General features: G+C 68.8%; 10 protein-coding genes. 8 read left to right on the forward strand and 2 right to left on the reverse strand.

What is annotated here, in order from left to right; genetic code table 11:
- Positions 1-61 precede the first annotated feature (61 nt).
- Positions 62-913, reverse strand: a complete 852-nt coding sequence (locus tag IE069_RS03560; protein ID WP_229790915.1) for a DUF3097 domain-containing protein — start codon at positions 911-913, stop codon at positions 62-64.
- Between the two features lie 225 nt (positions 914-1,138).
- Between IE069_RS03560 and hrcA the strand changes: the two genes are divergently transcribed.
- From hrcA to IE069_RS03575, 3 genes are all read left to right on the forward strand, one after another.
- Positions 1,139-2,152, forward strand: coding sequence for a heat-inducible transcriptional repressor HrcA (gene hrcA / locus IE069_RS03565; protein WP_189348731.1), 1,014 nt, complete (start codon positions 1,139-1,141; stop codon positions 2,150-2,152).
- A 75-nt stretch (positions 2,153-2,227) separates the two neighbouring features.
- Entirely contained in the window at positions 2,228-3,349 is a 1,122-nt protein-coding gene (gene dnaJ, locus IE069_RS03570) for a molecular chaperone DnaJ (protein WP_189348732.1), read from the forward strand.
- Positions 3,349-4,119 carry a 16S rRNA (uracil(1498)-N(3))-methyltransferase gene (locus IE069_RS03575; RefSeq protein ID WP_189348733.1) on the forward strand — a complete coding sequence of 257 codons (771 nt, stop codon included), beginning with the start codon at positions 3,349-3,351 and terminating at the stop codon, positions 4,117-4,119. The genes dnaJ and IE069_RS03575 overlap by 1 nt, the downstream gene beginning before the upstream one ends.
- Here the strand turns inward: IE069_RS03575 and IE069_RS03580 are convergent.
- The gene (locus tag IE069_RS03580) at positions 4,116-4,913 is read right to left on the reverse strand and encodes a GerMN domain-containing protein (RefSeq protein ID WP_189348734.1); all 798 of its coding nucleotides are present in this window, start codon (positions 4,911-4,913) and stop codon (positions 4,116-4,118) included. The two genes, IE069_RS03575 and IE069_RS03580, sit on opposite strands and share 4 nt — an antisense overlap.
- Positions 4,914-5,375: 462 nt before the next feature.
- Here IE069_RS03580 and IE069_RS03585 point away from each other — a divergent pair, with 462 nt between their 5' ends.
- From IE069_RS03585 to leuA, 5 genes are all read left to right on the forward strand, one after another.
- On the forward strand, positions 5,376-6,530 hold the full coding sequence (locus IE069_RS03585) for a PhoH family protein (RefSeq protein WP_229790916.1): 1,155 nt from the start codon (positions 5,376-5,378) through the stop codon (positions 6,528-6,530).
- A 2-nt stretch (positions 6,531-6,532) separates the two neighbouring features.
- On the forward strand, positions 6,533-7,006 hold the full coding sequence (gene ybeY / locus IE069_RS03590; protein WP_189348735.1) for an rRNA maturation RNase YbeY: 474 nt from the start codon (positions 6,533-6,535) through the stop codon (positions 7,004-7,006).
- Complete coding sequence (locus IE069_RS03595; protein WP_189348736.1) at positions 7,003-8,328, forward strand: hemolysin family protein; 1,326 nt, start codon at positions 7,003-7,005, stop codon at positions 8,326-8,328. Before ybeY ends, IE069_RS03595 begins: the two co-directional genes overlap by 4 nt.
- The gene (gene era / locus IE069_RS03600) at positions 8,325-9,326 is read left to right on the forward strand and encodes a GTPase Era (RefSeq protein WP_189348737.1); all 1,002 of its coding nucleotides are present in this window, start codon (positions 8,325-8,327) and stop codon (positions 9,324-9,326) included. Before IE069_RS03595 ends, era begins: the two co-directional genes overlap by 4 nt.
- Positions 9,327-9,559: 233 nt before the next feature.
- Positions 9,560-11,305 carry a 2-isopropylmalate synthase gene (gene leuA, locus IE069_RS03605; protein WP_189348738.1) on the forward strand — a complete coding sequence of 582 codons (1,746 nt, stop codon included), beginning with the start codon at positions 9,560-9,562 and terminating at the stop codon, positions 11,303-11,305.
- Positions 11,306-11,341: the final 36 nt, after the last annotated feature.

Genomic DNA, 11,341 nt, shown 5'->3' on the forward strand with positions numbered 1-11,341 from the left:
AGATCGTTGTCAAAGTGTATCCGCAGTCGCGGGCGAACCGCGGAAGCTCCACCGGGCAGGGCTATCGCGCGTCGCCTGCCGTGAGGAAGTCGATGACCTCCTCGACGCGCCCGAGGAGGCTGGGTTCCAGATCTGCGTAGGTGGAAACGGAGCCGAGCAGCCGCTGCCAACCGAGGCCGATGTCGGCAGGGGACGAATGCGGCCAGCCGATCCCGCGCAGGATGCCGGTCTTCCAGTCGGTGCCCCGGGGGACCTGCGGCCACTCTTCGATCCCGATGACGTGCGGCTTGATGGATTGCCAGACGTCGACGTACGGGTGCCCGACGATCAGCACGTTTCCGGCCGCGCCGGGGGTCCGCATGGCCTCGGCGGCGATCCGGGACTCCTTGGATCCCGTAACGAGGTGGTCGACGAGAATGCCGAGCCGGCGATCGGGGCCGGGGGAGAAATCGCGGATCAGGCCTGCCAGATCGTCGACTCCGTGCAGCGGCTCGACCACGATTCCCTCGACCCGCAGGTCGTGGCCCCAGACCTTCTCCACGAGTTCGGCATCGTGCTTGCCTTCCACCCAGACGCGACTGGCGCGTGCCGTCCGGGCTCGGAGATTTTCGACATGTACCGAACCGGAGGCTGTGCGCCGGGGTGCCGGGGCCGCGTTCCGCTGCGGTGCGACGAGCTCGACGGGTTCGCCCTCCAGAAGGAAGCCGAACCCGACGGGGAACGACTTGGACCGGCCCCGCCGGTCCTCCAGAGCCACGACGAGCATGCCGCCGGACTTCTCGATGCGAATCGCTTCTCCGACCCAGCCCGTCTGGACGTCCTCGAGGATCATTCCGCGCTCCACGGGGACCTGACGGAGTTTCTTGGGCTTCGGCTTGGAAATCTCCTGTGCGCCCCACGAATAATCGAACACGGTTCTCCTTCTCGTTGCGGCTCGGTCCATCTGCATCCCTGCCGCGGATCGGCGGCGGGCCGGGCGTCGCGGTCGTGCCGACCGGGCGCAGCCGGCCCACTGGTGTGGGGTCTCACGCCTGCGACGGGGCGGGCACCATGCTAACAACGGCCTCTTCGTATTAGACTTAGCACTTGAACGTGTCGAGTGCTAAGTGAGCTAAGTGAGCGGAGACGGAGGGAAGCGATGTCGGAAGCACGCCGCCTCGAAGTCCTGCGCGCCATCGTCGAGGACTTCGTGCATTCGCGCGAGCCGGTCGGTTCGCGGATGCTGCTGGACCGCCACCAGCTGGGCGTCTCCGCAGCGACGATCCGCAACGATATGGCGCTGCTCGAGGAAGAAGGGCTGATCGTGGCCCCGCACACCTCGTCGGGCCGGGTTCCGACGGAGCAGGGCTACCGCCGGTTCGTGGACCGCATCGAGGATGTCCGGCCACTCTCGTCAGCCGAACGGCGGGCGATCCAGGCCCTGATCGAGGGCGCCGGCGACGTGGACGAGGTGCTCGAGCGCACCGTCCGGCTCCTGGCGCAGCTGACGAACCAGGTCGCGGTCCTCCAGGTTCCCCAGTTCAGCAACACCGTTGTACGGCACATCGAGCTCGTGGGTCTCGGCGAGGGCCGGACACTGGTCGTCCTCATCGGCTCCAACGGCAAGGTCGAGCAGCGCGTGGCACAGCTGGAACGCGACGTCGCCGAGGAGGACCTTCAGGTCCTCAAGGCCGCTCTGCTCGGCGGGCTGGCGGATTCGCGGCTCGACGAGGTGCCCGCCCGGGCGGAGCTCGCGCTCTCCTCCCTGCCGCAGACGCTGCGTGCGGCCGGTGCGAGTCTCGCCGCAGCGCTCAACTCGCTCTCCGAGCACAGCGTGGTCGACAAGATCGTCATGGCGGGCACGGCGAACCTGGCCCGCTCCAACCGCGACTTCTCGCTCTCGATCACGCCGGTGCTCGAAGCTCTCGAGGAACAGGTCGTCCTCCTGCGGCTGCTCTCCGAACTGGAGATCGACCCCCGCGGGGTCGCCGTGCGGATCGGCCGGGAGAACATGTACGACGGGCTGGAGGAGACGTCCGTCGTCGCCACCGGCTACGGGCCCGACAAAATCGCCAAGGTCGGTGTGCTGGGCCCGACCCGGATGGACTACAGTTCTTCGATGGCCGCCGTCCGCGCGGTGGCGCGCTATCTTTCCCGCATCCTCTCCAGCTAGACACGTCCCGACACCCCGGCGCGTCCGACGCGCCGTACTTCCTGCAGACCAGTTCGAAAGGACATCGCGAACACTGTGAGCAACTACTACGACGTCCTCGGCGTGGCCCGAGAAGCCTCCGCCGAGGAGATCAAGAAGGCCTACCGCAAGATGGCCCGCAAACTCCACCCGGACGTCAACCCGGGCGAGGACGCAGCGGAGCAGTTCAAACAGGTCACGCGTGCCTACGAGGTGCTCTCCGACCCGCAGAAGCGCCAGAACTACGACACGACCGGTGATGAGAAGGGCGCGCCGCAGGGCGGCTTCGGCGGCGGTGGTTTCGGCGGTTTCGGCGACATCTTCGAGCAGTTCTTCGGCGGCGGCGCCCAGCAGGGCCCCATCTCCCGCACCCAGCCAGGTCGCGACGCCCTGATCACGGCGACGATCTCGCTGCAGGACGCCGTGCAGGGGGTCGTCTACCCGCTGGACATCGAAACGGCGGTGACCTGCCAGACCTGCGAGGGCTCGTGCTGCCAGCCCGGCACGCATCCCGAGACCTGCACCAACTGCCAGGGACGCGGCCAGGTCCAGCGCCCGGTCCGCTCGATGCTCGGCCAGATGATGAGCGTCGAGACCTGCCACATCTGCCGCGGCTATGGCAACACCATCCCCAACCCCTGCCACGAATGCAGCGGGCAGGGCCGCGTGCGCGAGCGCGTGACCAAGCAGCTCAAGGTGCCGGCCGGAGTGGCGTCGGGCACCCGCATCCACCTGGGCGGCCAGGGCGAGGCCGGCCTCGGCGGCGGCCCGAACGGGGACCTCTACGTCGAGCTCGAGGTGCGCCGCCACAACGTCTTCGAGCGCGAGGGCAACGACCTGCACGCCACGATGTCCGTCCCGATGACCGCGGCGACGCTCGGCACCGACCTGAAGTTCGACACCTTCGACGGCGAGCAGGACATCACGATCGACCCGGGGACGCAGTCGGGCCAGACGGTGCGCCTGAAAGAGCTCGGCGTCCCGCGCCTGCGCGGAGCAGGCCGCGGCGACCTGGTCATCCACCTGCAGGTCGAGACGCCGACCAAGGTGACCGACGAGCAGCGCGAGCTCATCGAGCAGCTGGCGGCGCTGCGGGGCGAGGAGACGGCCGAGGGCCGCCTCACGGACCGCGGCAACGTGTTCACCCGCCTCCGCGACAAGTTCGGCCAGCGCGGCTGATGAGCAACCAGGCGTTCCTCGTCGCCCCGGAGGCCCTCGCGGACACCGCGGAGGGCGCTGTCGTCGTACTGGACGGGGACGAGGGGCACCACGCGGTCACGGTCAAGCGGATCCGTGCCGGCGAGGCGATCGACCTCGTCGACGGGCGCGGCCGGCGGGCCGAGGCGACCGTGACGTCCACCGCGAAGCGCAGCCTGGAAGCGCGCGTCGACCGTATCGGCGACGAGCCGGCGCCCGGGTGCCGCATCGTCCTCGTGCAGGCGCTTGCCAAAGGCGACCGCGACCTGCAGGCCGTCGAGGCCGCCGTCGAGCTCGGCGCGGGCGGCGTGGTCCCGTGGCAGGCCGAGCGCTGCGTCGTGCGCTGGCAGGGCGACAAGGCCGCCAAGGGGCGCCAGAAGTGGGAGGCGACGGTCCGGTCGGCCGTCAAGCAGTCCCGCCGGGCGTGGGTCCCGGACGTCGAGGCCGCCATGTCGACGCGGGCGCTCTCGGAATGGATCCGGCACGACGGCGGGGCCCGGCTGGTCCTCGTCATGCACGAGGACGCGGCCGAACCGTTGGGCGAGCGCGTCCGTGCGGCCGTCGCGGCCGAGCCCGATCTGCACGAGATCGTCCTGATCGTGGGACCGGAGGGCGGGATCTCGGAGAACGAGGTCGAGCAGCTGCGCGAGGCCGGGGCGAAGCCGGTCGTCCTGGGGCGGCACGTGCTGCGCTCCGGGACCGCGGGACCGGCGGGCATCGTTCTGGCCCGCCACCTGACGGGCTGGTTCTAGGTGCCGGAAATGGTGAAGTGCTTCGTATCGAGGCCGCTCGTCGCACCGGTCGAGTCGACGCCCCACACCGAGACCTCGTAGATCCCCGGGGGCAGCGCCAGCGATTCGCTGAATCCCTCGCCCTCGGTCTGGTCGTCGCCGAACGTTCCCTCGGTGACGACCTGCTCGGGGGCCTCGGCCTCGGCCACCTTCCAGTGCAGTCCACCGGGGAAGTCTTCGGCCACGCCCGTGAGCGTGATGCTGCCCGCCGCGCGGCTCGTACCGTACTGGGGGTCGATGATCCAGACGGGTGCACGGAGGTCGGCGTCCCGGACCAGGGGGCGGCCGAGGTCCACGTGGTCGAAGGCACGCAGATCGGTCCGGCCGTCGATCAGGAGCCTCACGCTCGGCGCGGTCCCCTCGGCCAGCAGGCCGGACGTCCACGCTGCGGCGGTGGCAGTGTAGACCAGCTGCTGGACCGCGAGCTCGGCCTGTTCAGGTGAGAGGTCGGCCGCGAAGGCGCCCGAGCCGACGTCGACCGTGATCGTGTTGTCGTCGGAGATCGACGTGCCGATCGACGACTCGGCCGACCAGGGGGACCCGTAGTCGGGATCGAAGGGCTTGTTGGCCAGCATGTAGCGCAGGCTGGTGGTGATCGGGTCGCCCTCGTCTTCGGCCTTCACGAACTCCCGGTACAGCCGGTCCTCGCCGTCCACCTGTCCCGTCCAGTAGACGGGGGCGAGGCGGTGGCTCGACAGGTTCTCCTGCCGCCCCGTCTCGCCGAGGCTCAGGCTCTGTGGGGCCGAAGCGGACATGCTGGCCAGACTCGCCGACACGTCAGCAGTGGATTCCCCGACAGCGCAACCCGATGCCAGCACGACAGCCGCGATCGCGGGCAGCGCGATCAAGCGTGTTCGTGCGGAAGGCTTCGTGGTCACTCGTGTGGTGCTTTCTCGGTGGGGGATGGAGTCCATGCGTCCTGTGCGGCATGCGCCGGGAACCGGTCTCGGAGCGAAGCCGTGGGCTTCACGGGCAGGCCCCAGCTTGGCATACCGATCGGCGGGCTTCGCGCGGATCCGGGCCGAACGAGCGAACTGTTGCCGTACTGATATTCGAGCCGGGGGATTTATGCGCCGTCTCGAAAGGTTTTGGGTGTGCGGTTGCCACCCCCGCCGGTCGCGGCAACGAGGGGGGTGTCGCGTAGGATGGAGGGGCCCGGGAACGCGGGACCGCGGCCGGATGGCCGCGACATGATCCAAGGAGGCTTTGCCGCACTGATGACCCACGACGCCGACTCGCCGATGGCGGACGAGCTGGGAGACGCGCTGAACGCGATCCCCGGCGATTCCCGTGCCGACGAGGACCGGACTCGCGTTGCCGAGCCGGCCCTGATCACCTTCGCGTCCACCGAGGAGATGGTCGCTTCGCTGGGAGCGCACGACGAGGTTCTGCGCATTCTGCAGAACGTCTACCCGCACGCCGCGCTGCACGTCCGCGGGAACGAGCTCACGGTGACCGGTGAACCCGGGGACGCGGGGAAGGCACTGAGGGTCGTCAACGAGGCGCGCGCCCTGGCAGCCAAGGGCACCAGGGTCAACCCGCAGCTCGTCGAACAGCTGGTGCGCATGGTCAACGATCAGCGCCAGTCCGCCGGGGGAGCCGCCGACGTCTTCGGCCTGAACATCCTGTCCGGGCGGGGCAAGAGCATCCGCCCCAAGACGGTCAACCAGAAGTCCTACGTCGACGCGATCGACGACCACACGATCATCTTCGGCATCGGACCGGCCGGCACGGGCAAGACGTTCCTCGCCATGGCCAAGGCCGTCCAGGCCCTCCAGGCCAAGGAGGTCAGCCGGATCATCCTGACCCGCCCCGCCGTCGAAGCGGGGGAGAAGCTCGGGTTCCTTCCGGGCACGCTCACGGACAAGATCGACCCGTACCTCCGCCCCCTCTACGATGCGCTGCACGACATGATCGACCCCGAGACGATCCCCCGCCTGATCGCGGCCGGAACGATCGAGGTCGCGCCGCTGGCGTACATGCGAGGGCGCACCCTCAACGACGCGTTCATCATCCTCGACGAGGCGCAGAACACGACGCCCGAGCAGATGAAGATGTTCCTCACCCGTCTCGGGTTCGGCTCCAAGATCGTCGTCACCGGCGACGTGACCCAGGTCGACCTCCCCGGCGGCACCAGGTCCGGCCTCCGCGTGGTCTCGGAGATCCTCGAGGGCGTGGACGACATCGAATTCCGCCACCTTGGTGCCGAGGACGTGGTCCGCCACCGCCTCGTCTCGGACATCGTCACGGCCTACGAGACGTGGTCGAACCGCACCCCCGGCCACTCGGACGCCGCCGACCGGCGGCGCCGGCAGGCGCGCGGCGCCAAGGCGCCCGGCCGCCGTCGTGCCGTCGAGAACACGGAGGAGTGAACATGGCCGTCGACGTCAACAACGAGTCCGCGGTGAAAGCCGACCTCGAGGCGCTCTCCGAGCTCGGGCGGCACATCCTCGACCGCCTCTACGTGCATCCCGAGGCGGAGGTGTCCATCATCCTGGTGGACGAGGACGCGATGGAGCGGCTGCACCTCGAATGGATGGATCTGGCCGGCCCGACCGACGTCATGTCGTTCCCGATGGACGAGCTCAGCCCCGGACGTCCGGGGTCGCCGACGCCCGCCGGAACGCTGGGAGACATCGTGATCTGCCCGCAGGTGGCCGAAGAACAGGCGAAGCGCGGCGGGCACTCGCTGGCCGACGAGATCCTGCTCCTGACCACGCACGGGATGCTGCACCTGCTCGGTTTCGACCACGATGAGCCCGCGGAACGGGACGAGATGTTCGGGCTGCAGCGCGAACTGCTGACGGAGTACCTCGGCCGTCCGGCCCCGCGGGAGACCATCGAATGATCATTGCCGGACTCGCCGCGCTGGCGGTCGTCAGCATCGTCTGCGCTGCCCTCCTGACGGCTGCGGAATCCGCATTCTTCTTCCTGCCCCGCCAAGAGGCCGAGCAGATGCTGGCCGGTCGGAAGCGCCCTCGTCTGCGGGCGATCCTGGCCGATCCGGCCCCGCACACGCATGCGGTGCGCTTCTGGAGGATCTGGTTCGAGATGGCGTCCGCGGTCGCCCTCGGCATCCTCTACCACGACCTGTTCGACCACCTCTTCTTCGCGGGCCTGCTCGCGACGGCGAGCATGGCCGCGATCGGGTTCGTGCTCGTGGGCATCTCGCCGCGCCGGCTCGGCCAGGTCAACGCCTCGCGCGTGGTCCTCCTGGCGTCGCCGATGGTGCGGTTCCTGCGCCTGATCCTCGGCCCGATCCCGTCGTGGCTGGTCAGGCTCGGCTCCAAGCTGAGCCCCGGCGAAGCCGCCGACGAGGAGGCGTTCTTCACGGAGGAGCAGTTCCGGGAGTTCGTGGACCGCGCCAACGAGGCCGACGTGCTCGAGGACGTGGAGGCGGACCTCATCCACTCCGTCTTCGAACTGGGCGACACCCGCGTCCGAGCCGTGATGGTTCCGCGCACCGACATGGTGACGGTCGACGCCGGAACCCGGCTGCCCTCCGCCATGAGCCTGTTCCTGCGCTCCGGGTGCTCCCGCATCCCCGTCATCGAGGAGAGCGCGGACCAGATCGTCGGGATCGTCTACCTCAAGGACCTCGCGGCGGCGCTCCACGCCGATCCCGCGGACCCGCGCCCGGCCGAGGAGCTGGCCCGCGACGTCCGGTACGTGCCCGAATCGAAGGGTGTGGCGGAGCTGCTGCAGGAACTCCAGCGGGAGTCCACGCACGTTGCGATCGTCATCGACGAGTACGGCGGCACGGCCGGCCTGGTCACCCTCGAGGACCTGATCGAGGAGATCGTCGGCGAGATCGACGACGAGTACGACGCCGACCGCCACGAGAGCGAGGAGCTGGAGCCCGGTGTCTACCGGGTGCACTCGCGGATGTCGATCGACGACCTGGGCGAGATCTTCGACCGGCAGCTCGACGACGAGGAAGTCGACACGGTCGGCGGCCTCCTGGCGAAGACCCTCGGACGGGTTCCGATCGTCGGCTCCGAAGTCACCATCGACGGGATCCGACTCCATGCGGAGGACCTCGAGGGCCGGCGCAACCGGATCCGGAACGTGCTGGCCTGGGAGCCGGGCAGCGACCATGACTCGACCGAGCGGCACGACGGTTCCACCGGTCGCCGGACCGCAGACGAAATTGCCGAGGAGGCAGAATGAGCGGACATCAAGAGCACGACGCCGGCCGTCCAGTCAGTGCTGGACAGTCGAACGGCGCTTTCATCACCGACGTTCCCGAGGGGTACCGTGCGGGGTTCGCGTCCTTCGTCGGCCGTCCCAACGCTGGAAAGTCGACCCTGACGAACGCACTCGTCGGGCGCAAGGTGGCGATCACCTCCAACAAACCGCAGACGACCCGCCACACGATTCGCGGGATCGTGCACCGGCCCGATTCCCAACTGGTGCTCGTCGACACGCCCGGTCTGCACCGCCCGCGGACGCTGCTGGGCCAGCGTCTCAACGACCTGGTGGAGCAGACGCTGGCCGAGGTCGACGCGATCGGTTTCTGCCTCCCCGCCAACGAGAAGATCGGCCCGGGCGACCGGTTCATCGCGCAGCAGCTGTCCGGGCTGGGCCGCAAGCCCGTCGTCGCGGTCGTCACGAAGGCCGACCTCGTCTCGCGTGACGCGCTCGGCGAGCAGCTGCTGGCCGTGGCCGCCCTCGGCGAGGAGACGATGGGCAGCGGCGGCTGGGCCGCCATCGTCCCCGTCTCCGCCACCGGCGACTACCAGGTCGAATCGGTGGCCGACGTCCTGGTCGAGCAGCTGCCGCTGTCGCCGCCGCTGTACCCGGACGGCGAGCTCACGGACGAGCCCGAGATCAAGATGGTCGCCGAGCTCATCCGCGAGGCCGCACTCGAGGGGGTGCGCGACGAGCTCCCGCACTCGCTGGCCGTCGTCGTCGAGGAGATGATCCCGCGGGAGGGCCGGCCGGAGAACAACCCGCTGCTGGACGTTCACGTGAACCTCTTCGTCGAGCGGTCCAGCCAGAAGGCCATCATCATCGGCAAGGGCGGCTCCCGGCTGCGGGAGGTCGGATCGCGGGCGCGCAAGAGCATCGAGGCGCTGCTGGGGACCAGGATCTACCTGGACCTGCATGTCAAGATCGCCAAGGACTGGCAGCGGGACCCGAAGCAGCTCGGACGCCTCGGGTTCTAGCCCGGTTCGGCGGACCGGACCGACTGCGCAACAATGAGATGAGGGCGGGTTCGACGGTGAAGTCGATGTTATGGTTTCAAGCATGCGTTGCATGTCGCTTCTTCTAAGTCGCCGCGGTGAGGGCCCACAGGCTGCATAGCCCCGAGGTCGACCCCCTCACTGCGGAGTTTCGTGCTGCCGGCCGTGCTCATGAGAGCCAGACTCAACCGCACCAAAGACAAGGCGAGATCACCATGCAGAACGCACAGAAGCCCTCCGGATTGCCGATCCACAAATACGTTCCCTTCCAGGAGCAGATCCCGGTCTCACTGCCGGATCGCACTTGGCCGGACAAGGTCATCGAGAAAGCCCCGCGCTGGTGCGCGGTCGACCTGCGTGACGGCAACCAGGCCCTGATCGATCCGATGAGCCCGGAGCGGAAGCAGAAGATGTTCGACCTGCTCGTCTCCATGGGCTACAAGGAGATCGAGGTCGGATTCCCGGCCGCGTCGCAGACAGACTTCGACTTCGTCCGTCAGCTCATCGACAACGGGAAGATTCCCGACGACGTGACGATCCAGGTTCTGACACAGGCCCGCGAGCACCTGATCGAGCGCACCTACGAGGCCGTCAACGGGGCCAGGAACGTGATCGTCCACCTGTACAACTCGACCTCGGTACTCCAGCGCCGCGTCGTGTTCAACCAGGACCAGGACGGCATCGTCGACATCGCCACGAACGGTGCACGCCTGTGCAAGAAGTTCGAGGAGATGCTCGATCCGGCCACGAACCTGACCTACCAGTACTCGCCGGAATCCTTCACCGGGACCGAGCTCGAGTTCGCGAAGCGGATCAGCGAGGCCGTCGCCGAGGTCCTCGAGGCGACGCCCGAGAACCCGATGATCCTCAACCTGCCGGCGACCGTGGAGATGGCCACGCCGAACGTCTACGCGGACTCCATCGAGTGGATGCACCGCAACCTGGCCAACCGCGACTCCATCGTGCTCTCCCTGCACCCGCACAACGACCGCGGCACCGGCGTCGCGGCCGCCGAGCTCGCCTACATGGCCGGCGCCGACCGCATCGAGGGCTGCCTGTTCGGCAACGGGGAGCGCACCGGGAACGTCGACCTCGTGATCCTCGGCATGAACCTGTTCACGCAGGGCGTCGACCCGCAGATCGACTTCTCCGACATGGACCACATCCGCCGGACGGCCGAGTACTGCAACCAGCTCAACGTGCCCGAGCGCTCCCCGTGGGCCGGCGACCTGGTCTTCACGGCCTTCTCCGGCTCCCACCAGGACGCCATCAAGAAGGGTTTCGACGACATGGACCGCCGGGCGGCGGAGGCCGGCAAGACGGTCGACGACATCGTCTGGGGCGTGCCCTACCTGCCCGTCGACCCGCGCGACATCGGCCGCTCCTACGAGGCGGTCATCCGCGTGAACTCGCAGTCCGGCAAGGGCGGTGTCGCCTACCTGCTCAACCACGACTACTCCCTGGATCTGCCGCGCCGCGCGCAGATCGAGTTCTCCGGCGTGATCCAGCGCAAGACCGACGGCCAGGGCGGCGAGATGACCGCCGCCCAGATCTGGGAGGCCTTCCAGGACGAGTACCTGCCGAGTGCCGAGGGTGCCGGCGGCGAGGCCTGGGGTCACTTCAAGCTGGCCTCCGCGACCGCGACGAGCCGCGAGGACGGCACGTTCTCGCTGGCCGCCAAGCTGGCGATCGACGGCCAGACCAGCGATCGGTCCGCCGGTGGCACGGGGCCCATCGACGCACTGGTCAGCATGCTCGCCGCGGAGGGCATCGATGTGCGGGTCCTGGACTACTCCGAGCACGCATTGTCGGAGGGCGGCACGGCGACGGCGGCCGCCTATGTGGAATGCGCGATCGGCGAACGCGTCCTGTGGGGCGTCGGCATCGACGCCAACACGTCCACGGCGGCCATGAAGGCCGTGATCTCCGCGGTCAACCGGGCCATCCGCGACCGCAGCTGATCCCCGACGACGGCGCCCGCCGCGCGAGGCGGGCGC

The organism is Zhihengliuella salsuginis (genome assembly GCF_014651715.1).
GTDB lineage: Bacteria > Actinomycetota > Actinomycetes > Actinomycetales > Micrococcaceae > Zhihengliuella > Zhihengliuella salsuginis.